The organism is Enterobacter sp. MG-EB028 (genome assembly GCF_056673305.1).
On record NZ_CP195079.1, the window covers coordinates 3,448,382 to 3,469,685 of the forward strand.

At 53.6% G+C, this 21,304-nt stretch carries 19 protein-coding genes, 6 tRNA genes and 1 other RNA gene; 15 read left to right on the top strand and 11 right to left on the bottom strand.

Features of this window, described 5'->3' with window-relative positions; all coding sequences use genetic code 11:
• Positions 1–224: 224 nt before the first annotated feature.
• Entirely contained in the window at positions 225–1,412 is a 1,188-nt protein-coding gene (locus ACR42C_RS16285; protein WP_116338443.1) for a NupC/NupG family nucleoside CNT transporter, read from the top strand.
• A 45-nt stretch (positions 1,413–1,457) separates the two neighbouring features.
• Here the strand turns inward: ACR42C_RS16285 and ACR42C_RS16290 are convergent, their stop codons facing one another.
• From ACR42C_RS16290 to ACR42C_RS16300, 3 genes are all read right to left on the bottom strand, one after another.
• On the bottom strand, positions 1,458–3,647 hold the full coding sequence (locus ACR42C_RS16290) for a sensor domain-containing phosphodiesterase (protein WP_479984340.1): 2,190 nt from the start codon (positions 3,645–3,647) through the stop codon (positions 1,458–1,460).
• 215 nt (positions 3,648–3,862) lie between these two features.
• Positions 3,863–3,938, bottom strand: a tRNA-Ala gene (locus ACR42C_RS16295).
• A gap of 41 nt (positions 3,939–3,979) precedes the next feature.
• Positions 3,980–4,055, bottom strand: a tRNA-Ala gene (locus tag ACR42C_RS16300).
• A 217-nt stretch (positions 4,056–4,272) separates the two neighbouring features.
• On the opposite strand from ACR42C_RS16300, the gene ACR42C_RS16305 reads away from it, so the two are divergent.
• Together ACR42C_RS16305 and ACR42C_RS16310 are read left to right on the top strand one after the other, a co-directional pair.
• Positions 4,273–4,635, top strand: a complete 363-nt coding sequence (locus ACR42C_RS16305; RefSeq protein WP_028013988.1) for a YfeC-like transcriptional regulator — start codon at positions 4,273–4,275, stop codon at positions 4,633–4,635.
• Between the two features lies 1 nt (position 4,636).
• On the top strand, positions 4,637–5,020 hold the full coding sequence (locus ACR42C_RS16310; protein ID WP_233002531.1) for a YfeC-like transcriptional regulator: 384 nt from the start codon (positions 4,637–4,639) through the stop codon (positions 5,018–5,020).
• Positions 5,021–5,071: 51 nt separating this feature from the next.
• On the opposite strand, the gene gltX is transcribed toward ACR42C_RS16310, so the two are convergent.
• Positions 5,072–6,487 (bottom strand): glutamate--tRNA ligase, encoded by a 1,416-nt coding sequence (gltX, locus tag ACR42C_RS16315; protein ID WP_116338437.1) that lies wholly within the window; start codon positions 6,485–6,487, stop codon positions 5,072–5,074.
• A 258-nt stretch (positions 6,488–6,745) separates the two neighbouring features.
• Here gltX and ACR42C_RS16320 point away from each other — a divergent pair.
• The 5 genes from ACR42C_RS16320 (at position 6,746) to ACR42C_RS16340 (ending at position 7,278) form a co-directional block, all read left to right on the top strand.
• A tRNA-Val gene (locus tag ACR42C_RS16320) sits at positions 6,746–6,821 on the top strand.
• 41 nt (positions 6,822–6,862) lie between these two features.
• Positions 6,863–6,938 (top strand) — tRNA-Val (locus ACR42C_RS16325).
• A 29-nt stretch (positions 6,939–6,967) separates the two neighbouring features.
• A tRNA-Val gene (locus ACR42C_RS16330) sits at positions 6,968–7,043 on the top strand.
• Positions 7,044–7,047: 4 nt separating this feature from the next.
• Positions 7,048–7,123, top strand: a tRNA-Lys gene (locus ACR42C_RS16335).
• A gap of 26 nt (positions 7,124–7,149) precedes the next feature.
• Positions 7,150–7,278, top strand: a non-coding RNA gene (locus tag ACR42C_RS16340) — RtT sRNA.
• A gap of 43 nt (positions 7,279–7,321) precedes the next feature.
• On the opposite strand, the gene ACR42C_RS16345 is transcribed toward ACR42C_RS16340, so the two are convergent.
• The 3 genes from ACR42C_RS16345 to xapA all read right to left on the bottom strand — a co-directional run bounded on the left by ACR42C_RS16345 (position 7,322) and on the right by xapA (position 10,406).
• Positions 7,322–8,206: a LysR family transcriptional regulator gene (locus tag ACR42C_RS16345; protein WP_116343114.1), complete on the bottom strand. Its 885-nt coding sequence runs from the start codon at positions 8,204–8,206 to the stop codon at positions 7,322–7,324.
• Between the two features lie 67 nt (positions 8,207–8,273).
• Positions 8,274–9,530 carry a nucleoside permease gene (locus ACR42C_RS16350; protein ID WP_479984341.1) on the bottom strand — a complete coding sequence of 419 codons (1,257 nt, stop codon included), beginning with the start codon at positions 9,528–9,530 and terminating at the stop codon, positions 8,274–8,276.
• Between the two features lie 51 nt (positions 9,531–9,581).
• Positions 9,582–10,406 carry a xanthosine phosphorylase gene (gene xapA, locus ACR42C_RS16355; RefSeq protein ID WP_163330542.1) on the bottom strand — a complete coding sequence of 275 codons (825 nt, stop codon included), beginning with the start codon at positions 10,404–10,406 and terminating at the stop codon, positions 9,582–9,584.
• 207 nt (positions 10,407–10,613) lie between these two features.
• Here xapA and ACR42C_RS16360 point away from each other — a divergent pair, with 207 nt between their 5' ends.
• Positions 10,614–10,955: a FlxA-like family protein gene (locus tag ACR42C_RS16360; RefSeq protein ID WP_163330543.1), complete on the top strand. Its 342-nt coding sequence runs from the start codon at positions 10,614–10,616 to the stop codon at positions 10,953–10,955.
• Here ACR42C_RS16360 and ACR42C_RS16365 read toward each other — a convergent pair.
• Positions 10,952–11,887: a LysR substrate-binding domain-containing protein gene (locus ACR42C_RS16365; protein WP_474483228.1), complete on the bottom strand. Its 936-nt coding sequence runs from the start codon at positions 11,885–11,887 to the stop codon at positions 10,952–10,954. The two genes, ACR42C_RS16360 and ACR42C_RS16365, sit on opposite strands and share 4 nt — an antisense overlap.
• Before the next feature lie 89 nt (positions 11,888–11,976).
• Here ACR42C_RS16365 and ACR42C_RS16370 point away from each other — a divergent pair, with 89 nt between their 5' ends.
• Positions 11,977–12,972, top strand: a complete 996-nt coding sequence (locus ACR42C_RS16370) for a bile acid:sodium symporter family protein (protein ID WP_320720024.1) — start codon at positions 11,977–11,979, stop codon at positions 12,970–12,972.
• Here the strand turns inward: ACR42C_RS16370 and ACR42C_RS16375 are convergent.
• From ACR42C_RS16375 to zipA, 3 genes are all read right to left on the bottom strand, one after another.
• Complete coding sequence (locus tag ACR42C_RS16375; RefSeq protein WP_003861328.1) at positions 12,969–13,184, bottom strand: DUF3820 family protein; 216 nt, start codon at positions 13,182–13,184, stop codon at positions 12,969–12,971. The two genes, ACR42C_RS16370 and ACR42C_RS16375, sit on opposite strands and share 4 nt — an antisense overlap.
• 1 nt (position 13,185) lies before the next feature.
• Complete coding sequence (ligA, locus tag ACR42C_RS16380; RefSeq protein WP_479984342.1) at positions 13,186–15,201, bottom strand: NAD-dependent DNA ligase LigA; 2,016 nt, start codon at positions 15,199–15,201, stop codon at positions 13,186–13,188.
• A gap of 69 nt (positions 15,202–15,270) precedes the next feature.
• Positions 15,271–16,254, bottom strand: coding sequence for a cell division protein ZipA (zipA, locus tag ACR42C_RS16385; RefSeq protein WP_316380593.1), 984 nt, complete (start codon positions 16,252–16,254; stop codon positions 15,271–15,273).
• Between the two features lie 230 nt (positions 16,255–16,484).
• On the opposite strand from zipA, the gene cysZ reads away from it, so the two are divergent.
• From cysZ to crr, 5 genes are all read left to right on the top strand, one after another.
• On the top strand, positions 16,485–17,246 hold the full coding sequence (gene cysZ / locus ACR42C_RS16390) for a sulfate transporter CysZ (RefSeq protein WP_116343129.1): 762 nt from the start codon (positions 16,485–16,487) through the stop codon (positions 17,244–17,246).
• 163 nt (positions 17,247–17,409) lie between these two features.
• A complete protein-coding gene (cysK, locus tag ACR42C_RS16395; protein WP_014884739.1) occupies positions 17,410–18,381 on the top strand; it encodes a cysteine synthase A in 972 nt (323 codons plus the stop codon).
• A 317-nt stretch (positions 18,382–18,698) separates the two neighbouring features.
• Entirely contained in the window at positions 18,699–18,956 is a 258-nt protein-coding gene (gene ptsH / locus ACR42C_RS16400; protein WP_000487600.1) for a phosphocarrier protein Hpr, read from the top strand.
• 44 nt (positions 18,957–19,000) lie between these two features.
• Complete coding sequence (gene ptsI / locus ACR42C_RS16405; protein WP_479984343.1) at positions 19,001–20,728, top strand: phosphoenolpyruvate-protein phosphotransferase PtsI; 1,728 nt, start codon at positions 19,001–19,003, stop codon at positions 20,726–20,728.
• Between the two features lie 40 nt (positions 20,729–20,768).
• Entirely contained in the window at positions 20,769–21,278 is a 510-nt protein-coding gene (crr, locus tag ACR42C_RS16410) for a PTS glucose transporter subunit IIA (RefSeq protein ID WP_003861316.1), read from the top strand.
• The last annotated feature ends 26 nt before the right edge of the window (positions 21,279–21,304 follow it).

The following is a 21,304-nucleotide window of genomic DNA, read 5'->3' on the forward strand; positions in this document are numbered from 1 at the left end:
TGGTGCGACATCACAGAATGTGAAAATGCGCAGTCATTTGTGAAGCGTAGCACACAAACTTAACTTTTCACTCATTTACCTAACATAACAAAAATGTATTGTGGATCACTATTTTTGAGACTCGTCACAGGATGTAACTATAGTGTGTCCTTGATCTCGTTTTCTTTTCGCTTGTTACATAGAATGTGCACGAAAATTAAACCTGCCTCATATTTGGAGCAAATATGGACCGCGTCCTTCATTTTGTCCTGGCACTTGTTGTCGTTACTGCACTCGCATTGCTGGTCAGCACAGACCGCAAAAAAATTCGTATTCGTTATGTTGTCCAACTGCTGGTCATTGAAGTTTTACTTGCGTGGTTCTTCCTGAACTCCAACGTAGGCCTCGGCTTCGTGAAAGGCTTCTCCGAAATGTTCGAAAAACTGCTCGGATTCGCCAACGAAGGGACAAACTTTGTCTTCGGTAAAATGAACGACGAAGGTCTGGCGTTCTTCTTCCTGAAGGTACTGTGCCCAATCGTCTTCATCTCCGCGCTCATCGGTATTCTGCAGCACATCCGCGTTCTGCCGTTCGTTATTCGAGGAATTGGTTTCCTGTTATCCAAAGTGAACGGCATGGGTAAGCTGGAATCTTTCAACGCCGTAAGCTCACTGATCCTCGGTCAGTCTGAGAACTTCATCGCGTATAAAGATATCCTCGGCAAAATGTCCCGTAACCGCATGTACACCATGGCGGCAACCGCAATGTCTACCGTTTCCATGTCTATCGTGGGCGCGTATATGACCATGCTGGAGCCAAAATATGTTGTTGCAGCGCTGGTTCTGAACATGTTCAGCACCTTTATCGTTCTGTCGCTGATCAACCCGTACCGTGTTGACGCCAGCGAAGAGAACATCCAGATGTCTAACCTGCACGAAGGTCAGAGCTTCTTCGAAATGCTGGGTGAGTACATTCTGGCCGGTTTCAAAGTGGCGATTATCGTTGCCGCCATGCTGATCGGCTTCATTGCGCTGATTGCTGCGCTGAACGCCCTGTTCGCTGCGGTGCTGGGTATCTCCTTCCAGGGCATTCTGGGCTACATCTTCTATCCATTTGCCTGGGTGATGGGTGTTCCGGCTCACGAAGCGCTGCAGGTGGGCAGTATCATGGCGACCAAGCTGGTTTCAAACGAATTCGTTGCGATGATGGATCTGCAGAAAATTGCCGGCACGCTCTCTCCACGTGCGGTGGGTATTCTGTCCGTATTCCTGGTCTCCTTCGCCAACTTCTCGTCCATCGGCATTATCGCCGGTGCGATTAAAGGCCTGAACGAAGAACAAGGTAACGTAGTTTCTCGCTTTGGCCTGAAACTGGTTTACGGCTCCACCCTGGTGAGCGTTCTGTCTGCTTCTATCGCAGCACTGGTACTGTAACGTTTACTGTTAAAACAAAAACCGGGAGCTTCGCTCCCGGTTTTTTTATGCCCGCAATTCTTTCAGCGGTTTGGGTTTGCCTATCAGATAGCCCTGCAGATAATCCACGCCGAAGCGAAGCAGCATCTCCCGCTGCGCCGGTGTTTCTACATATTCCGCGACAATGCACAGCGATTTCGTTTTCGCCAGATTACACATCGACTGGACGATCATCGCATCCATATCATCAGTGCAAATATCTTTAACAAAGCAGCCGTCAATTTTAATGATATCTGCCTGCAGACGTCTGAGACGCTCGTAGTTGGCATAACCGGTGCCAAAATCATCAATGGCAATCCGGAAACCATAATCCCGCAGTTGTTGAATATTGCTGATGCTGCAGCCGGAATGTGAGAAGGCCTGCTCTTCAGTGATCTCAATCACCACGGTCTGAGGCGCAACGCCGTAGCGCTCAAACAGCGTACAAATCTCGGTCGCCACCTCCTGTTGCATCAGCGTGAGCGGCATCAGATTGACGGAGAAACGGGCGCCAGCCTGCGTCGCAGGGTGATCGCGCAGCCACTGCAGTAATTTTTCCATAACGCACATATCAAACCGGTGGCTGAGGTTGAACTGGGCAACCAACGGAATAAAGCGATCCGGGGTGATGATCTCCCCTTCACTCTCCATGCGCGTCAGAATTTCATAGTAGCCGCTACCGTCTGCCTTCTGAATCGGCTGCACGTATAAATGGAACCGATCTGTCTCCAGAGCATGCTTAATACGCGCTAACATCAGAACACGCTCCGTTGTTTGTCCCGATGCTGCCTCCAGGCTATTCGTCAGCGCAAGCACGTTGTGCCCTGCGCAAGATTGCTCGGCCAGCCAGCTCAGTTGCCCCAGCGTGTGATGCAAATTTTCACCGTTTTCTACCATTCCCCAGGACGCACCAAACTCAATATCCAGCCCGGTGTTGTTCCAGAAAATCTTACGGCTGTTCAGCCGATCGACCATATGCTGGAGACGCTCTGCAATTTCCGGCCCCAGCAATACCACCACCAGCTCGCTTCCGGGTAACTGGAAGAGCATCTCATTCTTTTGCAGAAGCGGCTGCAGCGACGTGGCGATCGTTCGTTTGCAATGGACCCGCATGAGGATCCCGTAGTGGCGGCTCAAAAATTCCAGGTTCTCCATGCGCAACATGCAAACCTTGGCCTCCGGATGCATCTCAAGATGCTCTTCCAGGGCACGAATATTGGGTAAACCGGTTAGCGGATCGGTGAGCGCCCTGCCCTGCCACCCCCGCTTCAGCCACTCGCTGCGCTGGTAAATCCGCGACATGTAAAGCAAGCAGATGGCAAAAGAGATCAGCACGGACAGAATAAAGGAGAGCGAATGGCCGGTTTCCACCCCGTTCAGGAAGTTATAGTTGTAGGTCAACAGCAGAAGCGCTGAAGCAGCCCACAGCAGTGAGATAAGCGCGTAGGTAAGGCGGCTTATCGCTAAGGTAAAAAGAATAAAAATCAGCGGCATTAAATAGCCCGCAATAACAGGTGATTCAAAAGGCCCACATAAAACGGCGAGGACGAAGCCTAAAAGGATCAGCCAGACAAATATATATAATGAATTCTTGTGGAAAAACACGGGCTTCACGCTTCGCCGCCAGAAGGTTATGGCATAGCGGGGATTAATTATCATTCTTAACGGGTAATAGAACATCATGGTAAAAATCAGCGCCGCGCAAATCAGGCTTTGAATATCCACGACGTTATAAATTACCGTTCCTTCGCCGAAGAAGGTGGAGATAGTTACCGGGAAATCAAAGAAATAGCCAGCTAAATACATCGACAGCTTAATGCCGACGGGAACGATAAAACCGAGCCAGAATATACGTAACCCGACGTGCTTGTTCGGGATGCAGAAGCGCCAGCGCCTGCCCAGCATGAGGCGCAGAAGGCCACACGCCGCGAACAGCGAAAAGGTCTGACAAAACAGTAATACTGAATATTGTAGCGGCACTAAATTAACGTAAAATAAATTAGTGACACTAAAACCTAACAAAATGGGAAGAACGGCCCGGCGACCAAATAACAGTATTACCGCCAGCATTACGCTCAGGGGGAGCCACGCTAAATAAACATCGTGACCATTTACCATTGCGCGGGGAGAGAGGTAACGGGAAAAAGGTACCGCAATCAGACATATTGTCAGGGCAATTATAAATATCTTTACATTATTGTACGTTTTTCTATTCATTAAGATGATGACATTATTATCCGTTCATTTTATTGACCGGATGGATAATAGGTTTATTAATTGCACGAATCAAGTTGAAGTCTATTTATAGACTGGTTTATTGATGTCGATTGAGGTCAGGTACAGGAATACCTTCTTTTTGATAACAAAAAGTGGTGAGGGGTTTTACAAACAGATAAAAAAAACCCTCGTCTTTTGACGAGGGTTTAAAATTTTGGTGGAGCTAAGCGGGATCGAACCGCTGACCTCTTGCATGCCATGCAAGCGCTCTCCCAGCTGAGCTATAGCCCCACATGTGACTTTACTAACCGCACTCTGTTGGGTTCAGAGTTTGGTGGAGCTAAGCGGGATCGAACCGCTGACCTCCTGCATGCCATGCAGGCGCTCTCCCAGCTGAGCTATAGCCCCATCGTAAAGCTGTCATGTTGACGGGCGGCATAATATGAATTCCGCCGCGGAGTGTCAACGGCAAAATCAATTCCAGCTATTCAATCGCCGAAAAATCATGCAAATGAATCACTTTGCGAGCCTGCTCGCAGTCATGAGTTAAGCCTGTCACGTTTTCATGTAAAACGGTGCTATAAAATGAGCCATTAATTAACCCCACGAATATTCAGGAAATTGCATGATCAAGGAACGAATGACGCCGGAAGAGTTAGCCCTCCTCACTGGCTATAGCCGACAGACCATCAATAAATGGGTACGTAAAGAGGGTTGGATAACGTCACCTAAGCCCGGCGTCCAGGGGGGTAAAGCGCGACTGGTGCATGTGAACGAAAAAGTGCGTGACTTTATCCGCAGCGCACGCAGGGCAACGGAAACATCCGCTATGCCTGACGGCATCAGCACTGACGGTTCGCTTCATACCCTACTCCTGACGCTGGCCAATGAAATGACGCCGGAAGAGCAGAAGCAGATGACATCGCTGCTGTTGCGGGAAGGGATTACCGGTTTGTTGCAACGTTTAGGGATTCGCGACCAGAATTAATATGAAAAGACTACGAAGCAAAATGACCACAGAAGAGCTGGCGGAAAATTTGGGAGTTGCCAGACAAACGGTAAATCGCTGGATACGCCAGCAGGGGTGGAAAACCGAAGGGCTCAATGGCGTAAAAGGCGGTCGGGCCCGGCTCATTCACGTTGATGCGCGCGTGAAGGAACATATTATGAGCCTCCCGGCTATCCGTAACCGTCAGGCGGTTTATCATCTGGCTGAAGTGACCTCCTCTTACGGTGAACATACTTCAAATCTGCGTCCGGGCATTATCGAAACGCTGGAGAGTATGACTGAGCTTGAGCAAAAGCGTCTGGATACCTTACTGAAGCGCGAAGGCATACGCGGTTTTCTTGCTCGTCTGGGTATTGCTGAATGAAAAGCAAAAAAAACGGCAGGATACCCTGCCGTTTTTTCTTATAAGACTTTATTACTGCTGATTTTCACGTTCTGCAATAAAATCCAGCGCCTTGTTGATGCGCGCCACGCTGCGTGATTTCCCGATGGCATGGACAGTCACGTCCAGTGCTGGAGACTGGCCCGCACCGGTCACCGCAACGCGTAGCGGCATACCGACTTTGCCCATGCCAACTTCCAGCTCGTCTGCGGTCGCCTGAATGGCATGATGCACATTCTCAGCGGTCCACTCGGTGAGCGCAGCCAGCTTGTCACGCACCACTTCCAGCGGCTGACGAGCTACCGGACGGAGATGCTTCTTCGCGGCGTCCGCGTCGAACTCGTCAAACTCTTCATAGAAGTAGCGGCAGCTTTCGGCAATTTCTTTCAGCGTTTTGCAGCGCTCGCCGAGCAGTTTCACCAGGTCCGCCAGCTCAGGGCCGGTGCGGGTATCAATATTTGCCTGCTCAATGTGCCACTGCAGATACGTCGCCACATATTCCGGCGGCATGGTATTGATGTAGTGGTGGTTCAGCCACAGCAGCTTGTCGGTATTAAATGCGCTCGCTGATTTACTCACAGAGCTCAGGGAGAACAGTTCGATCATCTCTTCACGGCTGAAGATCTCCTGGTCACCGTGGGCCCAGCCCAGGCGCACCAGATAGTTCAGCAGCGCTTCCGGCAGATAACCGTCGTCGCGATACTGCATGACGCTGACCGCACCGTGACGTTTAGACAGTTTTTTACCATCGTCGCCGTTAATCATGGAGACGTGCGCATAGACAGGCACAGGCGCATTCAGCGCTTTCAGGATGTTGATCTGGCGTGGGGTATTGTTGATATGGTCTTCACCACGGACAACGTGGGTAATTTCCATATCCCAGTCATCAACCACTACGCAGAAGTTATAGGTTGGAGAACCGTCGGTGCGGCGAATGATCAGATCGTCCAGCTCCTGGTTGCTGAATTCGATCGGGCCACGGATCTGGTCGTCGAAAATCACCGAGCCATCCTGCGGGTTAGCAAAACGCACCACGCACGGTTCATCAGCAGCATGCTCGCTATGGTCGTGGCGGCAGCGGCCGTCATAACGCGGTTTTTCACCGTTCGCCATCTGCTCTTCGCGCAGCGCATCCAGACGCTCTTTGGAGCAGTAGCATTTATACGCCGTGCCCGCGACCAGCATCTCATCAATAACAGCGTTATAGCGGTCAAAACGTTTAGTCTGGAAATACGGGCCTTCATCCCACTCCAGGTTCAGCCAGTTCATCCCATCCATAATGGCTTCAATTGCTTCCGGCGTGGAGCGCTCAAGATCGGTGTCTTCTATACGCAGCACGAACTCACCTTTGTTGTGGCGTGCAAAAAGCCAGGAGTAGAGAGCAGTACGAGCACCACCAACGTGCAGATAGCCTGTCGGGCTCGGCGCGAAGCGAGTTTTGATTTTCATGAAATGGCCTTACGTTATAAAGATGCCGGCAATCGGCAAATCCCGGAGAAAAAACGATGGGCAATATTCTATCACTGTGGGGGGATTCCTCAATGTCGATCCCTTTATCGTGGCGGAGTTTACTGTTTTTGTTTAGAAATCATGCGCCACCGCCCGTTTTGCGATCGTTTTGTTTAATTTTACGACGAACGAATAAAAACTTTAGAAAATGCGTTGACTCATTTTCAACTCTCCCTATAATGCGACTCCACACAGCGGGGGTGATTAGCTCAGTTGGTAGAGCATCTCCTTTACACGGAGGGGGTCGGCGGTTCGAGCCCGTCATCACCCACCATCTACTTCGGTAGACTCGCAGTGTAGATAAGAATTGAGATTGGGCGATTAGCTCAGTTGGTAGAGCATCTCCTTTACACGGAGGGGGTCGGCGGTTCGAGCCCGTCATCGCCCACCATTCTCACCTTATCGCAGCAGTTCCGAAATGGGCGATTAGCTCAGTTGGTAGAGCATCTCCTTTACACGGAGGGGGTCGGCGGTTCGAGCCCGTCATCGCCCACCATTTCGGGTCGTTAGCTCAGTTGGTAGAGCAGTTGACTTTTAATCAATTGGTCGCAGGTTCGAATCCTGCACGACCCACCAATGTAAAAAAGCGCCCTAAAGGCGCTTTTTTGCTATCTGCGATCTGGATGATTCGAACCTGCAGCAGGTTCGAGCCGAACGCAGTGAGGCACCGGAGCCGTTTACGGCGACGGCCCGAAGGGCGAGCGAAGCGAGTCATCCTGCACGACCCACCAATGTAAAAAAGCGCCCTAAAGGCGCTTTTTTGCTATCTGCACTTTACATCTTCAACGCCGCAATTAACGTTTTCACCGCAGGCGTCGCCTGCTTCTCGTCATACACTACATACAAATCTGCCGGTATACGCTCCCGTAACGGGCGGAATACCACGCCCGGCCACTGCATTTGCGCGTAGCTGTCGGCAGCAAGCGTAATCCCCATTCCCATGCTGATCATCGCCAGTACCGTTTGCGGCTCAACGGCTTCACGCACGATCATCGGCGAAAACCCGGCTTGCTGGCAAACGCGATGTAAAAATGCCCAGTCAGAATGTGCTGAAGGCATCGTGACAAAATACTCATCCTGCAATTCTGTAAGCGCAACGGATGATTCGCTGACCAGGCGGTGATCTTCCGGCATCGCCACCAGAAAAGCCGCTTCACGCAACCGCAGGCTGGTAAAACCCGCGGTAGGTTCCGTTGCCATTCGCCAGATCCCGACATCCAGCTCCCGGCGCTCAAGCAGCGCCATCTGCATTACCGGCGATTTTTCGCGAAAAACGACATCAACGTTCGGATGCTCTTTCAGGAAAGCGCGCATCACCGTGCGCACCTCACTCCACATGGCGGTTCCGACAATCCCCAGCTCGATGCGCCCTGCTTCCCCCCGGCCAATTTGCTCGACGCGAGCCAGAGCCTGGTTTGCGCTGGCGAGCAGCCGGCGTGACTCTTCCATCAGCACTTTACCGGCATGCGTCAACGCGACGCTCCGCGAGTGGCGAATAAACAGTAACGTGCCCAGCTGACTTTCCAGCTCTTTAATGTGCAGGCTTAACGGCGGCTGGGACATGTTGAGACGGGCCGCAGCCCGTCCAAAATGTAGTTCCTCCGCCACGGCCAGAAAATAGCGCAGCAGCTTGAGATCGGTTCGATAGACGCGTTCCATCAAAACATATCCTGGCGATAACACTTATGCGCCTACCTTAAAGCCTTTCAGCGTCCGGAGGGAAAATTTAGTGCGCAACTGTGCGCATCTCGCTGTTTTTACTGGCGTGGCGATAGTTAAAGCTGAAGTAAAAGACCACCGCGAGCACCAGAGCATAGGCCGCAAACACCAGCCAGATCGTCTGCCAGTCCTTCACTCCTTCAACCGAGAAATAATCAACCGCCGCACCACTCAATACCGAACCGAAATACGCCCCGATACCGTTAACGGTCGTCATAAACAACCCTTGCGCGCTGGCGCGGATATCGGCGCTGACCTCCTGTTCAACAAACACCGAGCCGGAAATGTTGAAGAAGTCGAACGCACAGCCATAGACAATCATTGAGAGCATGAGCAGCGCAAAGCCCGTTGCGGACGGGTCGCCAAAGGCAAACAGGCCAAACCGCAGCATCCAGGCCACCATGCTCATCAGCATGACGGCTTTAATGCCAAATCGTCCCAGGAAGTACGGTATGGTCAGAATGAAGAACACCTCAGACATTTGCGAAACGGAGAGCAGAATGGACGGATATTTGACGATAAAGCTATCTGCATACGCCGGATTACGCGCAAAATCATGCAGGAAGGGGCTGCCAAACGTGTTGGTTATCTGCAGCACGGCGCCGAGCAACATGGCAAATAAAAAGAACACCGCCATCCGAGGCTGTTTAAACAGGATAAACGCATTGAGGCCCAGCTTGCTTGCCAGAGACGGAGACGTTTTCGACTTCACAACCGGAATGGCCGGCAGGGTCAGAGAATAGAGTGCCAGCAGCAGAGACGCACCAGCCGCAATATAGAGCTGTAAGTTGCTTAACTCCGCGCCCATGAGGCTTATGGCCCACATCGCCGCTATAAAGCCCACGGTGCCATACACCCGCACTCGCGGAAAATGGCTCACCGTATCCAGCCCTGCCTGTTCAAGACAGGAGTAGGAAATGGTGTTCGACAGCGCAATCGTGGGCATGAAGGCCATCGCATTCACCAGCATGACCCAGAACATCAGCCCTGGCTCATTGACCTGCGCGGCATAGCAGAGCGCGACGGCGCAGACGAGGTGGCAAATGACGTATGCGCGGTCTGCCCGCAGCCACTTGTCGGCAATAATCCCCACCAGCGAAGGCATAACGATCGCGGCAAGTCCTTTGGAGCTGTACACCATGCCCACGTCAGAGCCGGTAAAGTGTAGGGTATTAATCATGTAAGCGCCGAGGGTAACCAGCCAGCTCCCCCAGATAAAATATTGCATAAAGGACATCATCTTTAAGCGAGTCGTGATGTTCATAACCCATTCCTTATCGCAGTGTGGCCCTGGCGGGCCACTTTATTGTTTTACTCAGGCAATATGGCGAAGAAAACCGCAGATAAGATTGATAAAGTTCTGGCGGGAGAGCTCGGCGGCAGCAAGGGTTTGCTCATGCGAGAGTTTTACCTCTCCCAGACCTTCGGCGAGATTGGTAATAGCAGAAACGGCCACCACCTTCAGGCCGCAATGGCGTGCGGAAATCACTTCAGGCACCACGGACATCCCCACCACATCGCCGCCGATAATCTGCATCATGCGGATCTCGGCCGCCGTCTCGAAGTTCGGGCCGGGATAAGAGACAAACACTCCTTCGTGCAGCGGGAAGCCTTCTTTCGCTGCCACGGTTTGCAGAACGGCACGGTAATCCGCGTCGTAAGCATTGGCCAGAGAGAAGAAACGATCGCCAAAGCGCTCATCGTTCAGCCCCACCATCGGCGTGCCCGGCATGGTGTTGATATGGTCGCTCAGGGCAACCAGACTTCCTGGCTGAACCTCCGGGCGTAGTGAGCCCGCCGCATTGGTGCTAAACAGTAGCTCGCACCCCAGCAGCTTAAAGGTGCGGATCGCATCGGTCATGACGGTCATTCCTCGGCCTTCATAGAAGTGCCCTCGCCCCTTCATGCAGGCGACAGGCACCCCGGCCAGATGCCCAAGCACCAGCTCGCCGGCATGTCCGTGCACGGTGCTCACCGGGAAGCCAGGCAGCTTTTCGTAGCTCAGGGAAACGGCGTCGTCTATCTGGTCGGCGAGCGCGCCCAGGCCGGAGCCGAGAATAAACGCCACGCGAGGGGTGAAGTTTGGCTTAGCGGTGCGAATGATGTCAGCACAGTACCACGGGTTATTCGAGAGGGTCATAGAGGCTCCTTGAGGATTAAGATCGCGATAGCAGGGATCGCATGACTTATGTCTTATATCCGCAGCCTGCAGGTCATCTCCAATACACTTTTATCGCACCATCAATACTGATTGTGTATTAATGCAACCCCCTGCCAGATATGGCAGTTTTGCTCAAGCTAATCCCATCGGTGCCGATACCTCTGTTTTATAGCGCGAGGAAAAAGTATGACGACCATTCAGGCTTCAACCCAACCCATTCAAACCAGCAGCGGCGGGAGCGGCGCTTCCGGCAGTAACGATATCGCGGCGCAAATCAGCCGCATTACCGACAAGATCAAAAAGCTGACACAGCAGTTAAAAGAGCTGGCAAACAGCCCCGGCAGTACGGATGAGAAGAAGAAGCAGCAGGAACTGATTCAGACCCAGATCAAAGTGCTGCAGGCGCAGCTCGCGGCGCTGCAGCGCCAGCAGGCCGAAGAAGCTCAGAAGAAGCAGGATCAAAAGCTGGGCAAAGTGGAAGGGGTGAACAGCCCGTCAGACAATCATCAGATTGATATCTACATCTAATCGTCTGATGCGTTAAACAGTGGGTCGCGTATGCGGGCTTCGGTTAATCGTTGTGCCTGGATACGCACCACTTCCCAGATAGCCTGCGCCGCCCCCGAGAGTGAACGATTTTTTCGCCGCACCAGCATCAGCTTTCGCTCGACAACCGGCGTTAATCGCCTGACGGCCAGTCGGCTTCCCTGCGGCAGGGGAAGCGCCAGGGCGGGCAACACGCTGATGCCAATGCCGGCTTCCACCATCGGAAACAGCGTCGCCGGGTGACCAATCTCCTGTACGATCGTTGCCTTAACGCCCTGATTCACCAGCGCGGAATCAATCAGCGGGCGGCTGCCCGAGGCATAATCCTGTAAAACCAGGTTCGCGCCCGTCAGGGACTGCCAGCTGACCTCCGGCAACGTTGCCAGCGGGTCGTCGTCACGGCAGAGCAGCAAAAAGGGCTCAGAAAGTACGCTTTCGCACGCCAGATCGCTCACCTGACCGGGATCGATAACAATACCAAAATCCACATCTCCCTGACGGATGCTCTCCAGCACCCACTGCTGCGGCCGGTCATGCAGGACAAAATCAATGTCCGGATAGCGGTGGCTTCCCTCGGCAATACACTGCGGGATAAGATGCGCGGATATCGTCTGGCTGGCCGCAACCCGCACGGTGCCCGACAGCTGCTGCCCCAGCCTCCCCACGTCTCTGAGCGTGCTGTTCAGCTCATCCAGCAGCCGTTCAAGGCGCAGGGCCAGCTGCTGCCCTGCTTCGGTTAACACCACTTCGCGCGTGGTGCGGTCAAGCAACCTAACGCCGGTCTGATTTTCCAGCTCTTTCACGCTGTGGCTGACCGCCGACTGGCTCAGGCCAATCATCTCCCCTGCCCGACTGAAGCTACGGGCGTGGGCGACGGTAACGAAAATGCGAAGCTGACGCAGGGAATAATTCATCTTTTTAATTCATGAATGGATGCAATAAATCAATTTTATTTCTCAAATGGAAAAAAGCACAATAGCGACATCTGTTTTCAGGAGTCATTATGAAACTATTTCGTATTCTTGATCCGTTTACGCTCACCCTGGTGGCCACCGTTTTACTGGCCTCGTTCTTCCCCGCTCGCGGCGGTTTTGTGCCGTTTTTTGAGGGACTAACGACGGCCGCTATCGCGCTGCTGTTCTTTATGCACGGCGCAAAACTCTCCCGCGAAGCAATTATCGCCGGCGGTAGCCACTGGCGACTGCACCTCTGGGTGATGTGCAGCACGTTCATTTTGTTCCCGCTCCTTGGGGTGCTGTTTGCATGGTGGGCGCCGGTTAACGTCGACCCGGCGCTCTACACCGGTTTCCTGTATCTCTGTATTCTCCCGGCTACCGTGCAGTCCGCCATTGCCTTTACCTCTCTTGCCGGAGGGAACGTTGCGGCCGCGGTCTGCTCGGCATCCGCCTCCAGCCTGTTAGGGATTTTCGTCTCCCCGCTGCTGGTGGGCCTGCTGATGAACATGCACGGCGCGGAAGGTAATCTTGAGCAGGTCGGCAAAATCTGCCTGCAGCTGCTGCTGCCGTTTGTCCTCGGGCATCTCTCGCGTCCGTGGACCGGCGCGTTTGTGGCGAAGCACAAGAAATGGATCTCCAAAACCGACCAGTCGTCGATTCTGCTGGTGGTCTATTCCGCCTTCAGTGAAGCGGTCGTGAACGGGATCTGGCATAAGGTAGGCGCCGGCTCGCTGCTGTTTATCGTGGTGGTCAGCCTCGTTCTGCTGGCAATTGTCATCGCGGTAAACGTTTTTGTGGCACGCAGGTGCGGCTTCAGCAAAGCCGATGAGATCACCATTGTCTTCTGCGGCTCCAAAAAGAGCCTGGCAAACGGTATCCCGATGGCGAACATTCTGTTCCCCACCTCGGTGATCGGGATGATGGTGCTGCCGCTGATGATTTTCCACCAGATCCAGCTGATGGTCTGTGCGGTGCTGGCGCGTCGCTACAAGCGCCAGACGGAAAAACTGGCGCAGGAAGAGACCCGCGCCGCGAAGGCTTAAGGACGTTTCAGGGGCTGCACCAACTGGGTCAGCCCCTCGGTTTTAATCAGTAGCGTGATAGCCATCAGCTCGCCCAGTCGCCCTGCAGGAAATTCATCCTTGCGGGCAAACCACAGCAGATACTCCTCCGGCAAATCAATCAGCCTGCGGCCCTTGTATTTACCGAACGGCATCTCCGTATTGGCAATCTCAACGAGCTGCTCTTTCTCCACGTTACTCTCCTAACAGACGCATCATTTCCGCTTCGTCGATCACCGCAATGCCGAGCTCCTGGGCTTTCGCCAGCTTCGAACCCGCCGCTTCACCGGCGATCACCAGGTCGGTTTTCTTCGACACACTGCCCGCCACTTTGGCCCCCAGCGCCACCAGACGCGCTTTCGCATCATCGCGAGAAAGCTGACTCAGGCTACCGGTTAGCACCACGGTTTTACCGGCAAATGGACTATCAATTTCTTCGGCATTGACCACCACTGGCGCGGGCCATTTAATGCCCTCTTCCAGCAACTGGCTGATGACCTCGCGGTTGCTCTCTTCGGCAAAGAAGTTAAAGACGTGCGTGGCGACGACGATGCCAACGTCCGGCACTTTCTGCAACTCGTCGATGCTTGCCTTTTCCAGCGCCTCCAGCGTACCAAAGTACGCGGCTAAACCTGCCGCCGTCGCTTCGCCAACTTCACGAATGCCCAGCGCGTAAAGGAAACGGGCGAAGGTCGTCTCTTTCGCCGCTTCCAGCGCGTTAACCACGTTCTGGGCTGACTTCGGCCCCATGCGATCCAGGCCGGTCAGTTTGCCCGCCGTCAGCCTGAAGAGGTCCGCTGGCGTATGGACATACTCTTTCTCAACCAGCTGATCGATAATCTTGTCGCCCATGCCGTCGACGTCCATCGCCCGACGGGAGACGAAGTGCTTCAGGGACTCTTTACGCTGCGCGCCACAGATCAGGCCGCCCGTACAGCGGGCCACCGCTTCGCCTTCCACACGCTCAACGTCAGAGCCGCATACCGGGCAGTGGGTCGGGAAGACGACCTCGCGCGTATCGTCAGGACGTTCTGACTCTACGACGTTGACCACCTGCGGGATAACATCCCCCGCGCGGCGAATCACCACTTTGTCACCAATGCGCAGGCCCAGGCGTTCGATTTCATCGGCGTTATGCAGCGTAGCATTACTCACCAGCACGCCCGCGACCTGCACCGGCTCCAGTCGTGCGACTGGAGTAATCGCGCCCGTACGGCCCACCTGGAACTCTACGTCGCGAACGAAGGTCATCTGCTCCTGGGCAGGGAATTTAAACGCCACCGCCCAGCGCGGCGCGCGCGCCACAAAGCCCAACTGCTCCTGCAGCGCCAGCGAATTCACCTTGATGACAACGCCATCAATATCAAAACCGAGCGTCGGGCGGTCCTCTTCCACTTTGTGGTAGAACGCCAGTACCGCTTCCGGCGAATCGCAGAGCTGAACGCGGTTGCTCACCGGCAGGCCCCAGGCTTTAAACTGCAGCAGACGCCCGAGGTGCGTATCCGGCAGCTCACCTCCCTCCAGAATACCCACACCGTAGCAGAAGAAAGTAAGCGGTCGCTTCGCGGTGATGCGTGGGTCAAGCTGGCGCAGAGAGCCTGCCGCCGCGTTACGCGGGTTAGCAAACACTTTCCCGCCGGTGCGACGCGCTTCTTCATTGATTTTTTCGAAGCCCGCCTGAGGCAGGAATACTTCCCCACGCACTTCCAGACGCGCAGGAATGTTGTCACCCTGTAATTTCAGCGGGATCGCGCGGATGGTACGCACGTTGGTGGTGATGTCTTCACCCGTCGTACCGTCGCCACGCGTGGCGGCGCGCACCAGCACGCCGTTTTCATAGAGAAGGCTGACCGCCAGGCCGTCAAGCTTCAGCTCGCAGCACCAGGTGAGGGAATCGCTGCTTTTCAGGCGATCCTGCACGCGCTTGTTAAACGCGAGGAAGCTCTCTTCATCGAAGACGTTATCCAGTGACAGCATTGGCACTTCATGACGCACCTGGCTGAAAGCCCCCAGCGGCTCAGCACCGACGCGCTGTGTGGGAGAATCCGGCGTAATCAGCTCCGGATGCTGCGCCTCCAGCTCGCGCAGCTCGCGCATCAGCCGGTCGTACTCCACATCCGGTACTTCCGGAGCGTCCATAACATGATAGAGATATTCATGATGGCGAAGCGTGGTTCGCAGTTCAGTGAGTTGTTGTTTGATTGAGTCCATATCGCACCATCAATGAGAAAAAACCCCCGACAGGCGGGGGTTGAGGAGGAGTTGACGTAAACGCGACGATTACGCGTTGGCTTCCTTAACTTCGCGGATGCGGTCCTGATACTCGCGCAGCTTCTGCGGGGTCATCATTCGACGCTGATCGTCGAGCACCACACCACCCACTTCATCAGCAATATGCTGAGCGGACTGCAGCATCAGCTTAAAGTTTTGCAGCTCGTCGCCGTAGGACGGCACCTGCATAAAGATAGTGACGCCCGGGGTCACGAAATCACCGGTCATTTCCGGATCGAAGGTGCCAGGGTTAACCATGTTAGCCAGGCTGAACAGCGCCGGGCCGCTTCCGTCTGGGCTCAGGTGGCGATGGAAAATGTTCATATCGCCAAACTTGAAGCCTGCCTGTTGAATACTGTTAAGCAGAACGTCACCGTTGAGATGGCTGCCGTGATGCGCGGCCACGTTCATGATGATCACCGCTTCTTTGCGCTGTGGCTTTTCGACAACCGGTTCTGGCTCGACGACCGGCTCTGGCTCAACGTGCGGAGCCGGAGCGGGCTGCGGCGCAGGCTGCACATGAACAGGCTGCTGCGGCTGTTGTACCGGCTGAGCGGGCTGCTGCTGGACGGGCTGCTGCACCGGCTGGTTTTGAACCGGCTGTGGCGCAGCGGGCTGCTGTTGCACAGGCGCTTGCGGCGCCTGACGCACAGGTTCTTCCACCGGCTGCGGCGCTGGCTGACGCGGCTGGGCAGAGGCATACGGCGGTTGATACTGGTGCTGCGGAGCGCGGGGGGCTTCATGCTCCCCATGAGCCGCGCCGGGCGCAGTATTGACCCGATGAACACGAACTTCACCCACGCCGTCGTCGTCGCTGCCGTCGATGTCATCTTCAGTGTCATCGTCGTCACGACTGGACTTCATGCGCTTCAGTGGGCGATCGCGAAACATCGAGGAACGCTCTTTACGGCTGGTCCAGAAACCATGTACCAGTAAAGCGATTATGGCGATCGCGCCAACAATGATTAATATCAGACGCAAATCCTGCATCATTATATTCTCTGTTGTTCTAACACCTTGCCACCACGGCAAACATTTACTCACTAAGAGTATTTGCCGTTTACGTCAAGTGCAAGTGTGTGCAGAGCATTCACAGCATAAAGATGAAGTAAATCGTGCTTTTTGCTGGTTTTTCGAACATTTCCGAACTGGTCATTGGTCCGCAAGTGGATAATATAGGCGGGCAATTCCACTGGTTGTGAAAAAAGGAGTACAGCCTGGTTATGGTTTCAACATCGTCTTCTCCCCCGCGCAGCGGCGTCTGGTATTTTTCACAGGGCTGGAAACTGGTTTCACTGCCGGGTATCCGACGCTTCGTCATTCTGCCGCTGCTGATCAACATTATTCTGATGGGCGGCGCGTTCTGGTGGCTGTTCACAAAGCTCGAAAGCTGGATCCCGTCGCTGATGAGCTACGTACCGGACTGGCTGCAGTGGCTGAACTATCTGCTCTGGCCGGTGGCGGTCATCTCTGTGCTGCTGGTGTTCGGCTATTTCTTCTCAACGATTGCGAACTGGATAGCCGCGCCGTTTAACGGCCTGCTGGCGGAACAGCTGGAGGCGCGGCTTACCGGCGCGACGCCGCCGGACACGGGCGTACTGGGGATCGTGAAAGATATCCCGCGCATTATGAAGCGCGAGTGGCAGAAATTTGCCTGGTACCTCCCCCGCGCGGTTGTGCTGCTTGCCCTCTACTTTGTCCCCGGCATTGGCCAGACGGTTGCGCCGGTGCTGTGGTTCCTGTTCAGCGCCTGGATGCTCGCCATCCAGTACTGCGACTATCCGTTTGATAACCACAAGGTGCCGTTTAAAGCGATGCGCACTACCCTGCGCACCCGGAAGGTCGCCAATATGCAGTTCGGCGCGCTGACCAGCCTGTTCACCATGATTCCCTTCCTTAACCTGTTCATCATGCCGGTTGCGGTTTGCGGCGCGACGGCGATGTGGGTGGACTGCTACCGTGCTAAGCACGCGTTATGGAAATAATGCAAAAATGTGTAAAGCAGGGGTGGCTTATGCCGCCCCTTATTCCATACTGATCCCCATTATTTCCTTGCAGTATATAGATATGCGAATTCCTTACTTCCCCCTACCTGCTTAGCAGGTATGCTGGGTCGGTATCCCAATTTCATACAGTTAAGGACAGGCCATGAGTAAGATTTATGAAGACAACTCGCTGACTATCGGTCATACGCCCCTGGTTCGACTGAACCGTATCGGTAATGGACGCATTCTGGCGAAGGTCGAATCACGTAACCCGAGCTTCAGCGTAAAATGCCGTATCGGTGCAAACATGATTTGGGATGCTGAAAAACGTGGCGTGCTGAAGCCTGGCGTTGAGCTGGTGGAACCGACCAGCGGTAACACCGGTATCGCTCTGGCCTATGTTGCCGCCGCGCGTGGCTACAAGCTAACGCTGACCATGCCGGAAACCATGAGCATTGAACGTCGCAAGCTGCTCAAAGCGCTGGGCGCGAACCTGGTCCTGACCGAAGGCGCGAAGGGCATGAAGGGTGCCATTCAGAAAGCGGAAGAGATTGTGGCCAGCGATCCGGCGAAATACCTGCTGCTGCAGCAGTTCAGCAACCCGGCTAACCCGGAAATTCACGAGAAGACCACCGGCCCGGAAATCTGGGAAGATACCGACGGCCAGGTTGATGTATTTATCTCCGGCGTGGGTACCGGCGGAACGCTGACCGGCGTGTCTCGCTATATTAAAGGCACAAAGGGTAAAAAAGACCTGATCACCGTTGCCGTTGAGCCAACCGACTCACCGGTTATCACCCAGGCACTGGCGGGTGAAGAGCTCAAGCCAGGCCCGCATAAAATCCAGGGCATTGGCGCAGGCTTCATTCCGGGCAACCTGGATCTGAAGCTGATCGATAAAGTCGTCACCATCACTAACGAAGAAGCCATCTCTACCGCGCGTCGCCTGATGGATGAAGAAGGCATTCTGGCGGGTATCTCTTCCGGTGCGGCCGTTGCGGCGGCGCTCAAACTTCAGGAAGATGAAGCCTTTACCAATAAGAATATTGTGGTTATCCTTCCTTCCTCGGGTGAGCGTTACTTGAGCACCGCACTGTTTGCCGATCTGTTTACCGAAAAAGAGCTGCAACAGTAGTGCCAGCATGTTAATAACGCGTAAAAAAGCACCTTTTCAGGTGCTTTTTTGTGGCCTGCTTCAAACTTTTGCCCCTCCTGGCATTGCTTCACCCCGTAGGGTCTGGTATTTAAACCAGCAATTATTTTGATGCGTGAAATTAATCAGTGAACGAAATAGCCTTGCTGAATCGATTTTATGATTTGGTTCAAGTCTTGCTTTCGCTGCATAATGTTTAATGACGATCGAAACGTCAGCGCTAACAATACAGGCTAAAGTTCAGTCGCCAGGCTAGACTTTAGTTCCACAACACTAAACCTATAAGTTGGGGAAATACAATGTTCCAGCAAGAAGTTACCATTACCGCTCCGAACGGTCTGCACACCCGCCCTGCTGCTCAGTTTGTTAAAGAAGCGAAAGGCTTCACTTCTGAAATCACTGTGACTTCCAACGGCAAAAGCGCCAGCGCAAAAAGCCTGTTTAAACTGCAGACTCTGGGCCTGACTCAGGGCACCGTTGTCACCATCTCTGCTGAAGGTGAAGACGAGCAGAAAGCAGTTGAGCATCTGGTAAAACTGATGGCTGAGCTCGAGTAAGTTTCCGGGTTCTTTTAAATATCAGTCACAAGTAAGGTAGGGTTATGATTTCAGGCATTTTAGCATCCCCGGGTATCGCTTTCGGCAAAGCACTGCTGCTGAAAGAAGACGAGATCGTCATCGACCGGAAAAAAATTTCTGCCGACAAGGTTGATCAGGAAGTTGAACGTTTTCTGAGCGGTCGTGCCAAGGCATCTGCGCAACTGGAAGCAATCAAAACTAAAGCTGGCGAAACTTTCGGTGAAGAAAAAGAAGCCATCTTCGAAGGGCACATCATGCTGCTCGAAGATGAGGAGCTGGAGCAGGAAATCATAGCCCTGATTAAAGATAAAGGCATGACGGCCGACGCGGCTGCGCATGAAGTTATCGAAGGTCAGGCAACTGCCCTGGAAGAACTGGATGATGAATACCTGAAAGAGCGTGCGGCTGACGTACGTGACATCGGTAAGCGCCTGCTGCGCAACATCCTGGGCCTGGCCATCATCGACCTGAGCGCGATTCAGGATGAAGTGATCCTGGTTGCCGCTGACCTCACCCCGTCTGAAACCGCACAGCTGAACCTGAAAAAGGTCCTCGGTTTCATCACCGACGCGGGTGGCCGTACCTCCCACACCTCTATCATGGCGCGCTCCCTGGAACTGCCTGCCATCGTGGGTACCGGTAGCGTCACCTCTCAGGTGAAAAACGGCGATTATCTGATTCTGGATGCCGTAAACAATCTGGTTTACGTCAACCCAACTAACAAAGAGATCGAAAAACTGCGCGCGGTTCAGGAGCAGGTTGCGACTGAAAAAGCGGAACTCGCTAAGCTGAAAGACCTGCCAGCCATCACCCTGGACGGCCATCAGGTAGAAGTGTGCGCAAACATCGGTACCGTCCGCGACGTTGATGGCGCTGAGCGCAACGGTGCGGAAGGCGTAGGTCTCTATCGTACAGAATTCCTGTTCATGGACCGCGACGCGCTGCCAACGGAAGAAGAGCAGTTTGCTGCTTATAAAGCCGTGGCTGAAGCGTGTGGCTCTCAGGCGGTTATCGTCCGTACCATGGACATCGGTGGCGACAAAGAGCTGCCGTACATGAACTTCCCGAAAGAAGAGAACCCATTCCTGGGCTGGCGTGCGATTCGTATCGCGATGGATCGTAAAGAGATCCTGCGTGACCAAGTTCGCGCAATCCTGCGTGCCTCCGCTTTCGGTAAACTGCGCATCATGTTCCCGATGATCATCTCTGTTGAAGAAGTGCGTGCACTGAAGAAAGAGATCGAAATCTACAAACAGGAACTGCGTGACGAAGGTAAAGCGTTTGACGAGTCAATTGAGATCGGCGTGATGGTGGAAACACCTGCTGCGGCGACTATTGCGCGTCATTTAGCCAAAGAAGTTGATTTCTTTAGTATCGGCACCAATGATTTAACGCAGTACACCCTGGCAGTTGACCGTGGTAATGATATGATTTCACATCTCTACCAGCCAATGTCACCGTCCGTACTGAACTTGATCAAGCAAGTTATTGATGCTTCTCATGCAGAAGGTAAATGGACTGGCATGTGTGGTGAGCTTGCAGGCGACGAACGTGCTACACTTCTGTTGCTGGGTATGGGTCTGGACGAATTCTCTATGAGCGCCATTTCCATCCCGCGCATTAAGAAGATTATCCGTAACACGAACTTCGAAGATGCGAAGGTGTTAGCAGAGCAGGCTCTTGCTCAACCGACAACGGACGAGTTAATGACGCTGGTTAACAAGTTCATTGAAGAAAAAACAATCTGCTAATCCACGAGATGCGGCCCAAATTACTGCTTAGGAGAAGATCATGGGTTTGTTCGATAAACTGAAATCTCTGGTTTCTGATGATAAGAAAGACTCCGGAACTATTGAGATTGTTGCTCCGCTCTCCGGCGAGATCGTCAACATCGAAGACGTGCCGGATGTAGTGTTTGCTGAGAAAATCGTTGGTGATGGCATTGCTATCAAACCAACTGGCAACAAAATGGTTGCTCCAGTTGACGGCACCATCGGTAAAATTTTTGAAACCAACCATGCGTTCTCTATCGAATCAGATAGCGGTATCGAACTGTTCGTTCACTTCGGTATCGACACCGTTGAACTGAAAGGCGAAGGCTTCAAACGTATCGCGGAAGAAGGCCAGCGTGTTAAAGTTGGCGACCCGGTGATTGAATTCGATCTGCCACTGCTGGAAGAAAAAGCCAAGTCTACCCTGACGCCGGTTGTTATCTCCAACATGGACGAAATCAAAGAACTGATCAAACTGTCTGGCAGCGTCACCGTGGGTGAAACCCCGGTTATCCGCATCAAGAAGTAATTCTTGCCGCACAGAAAAATGGCGCC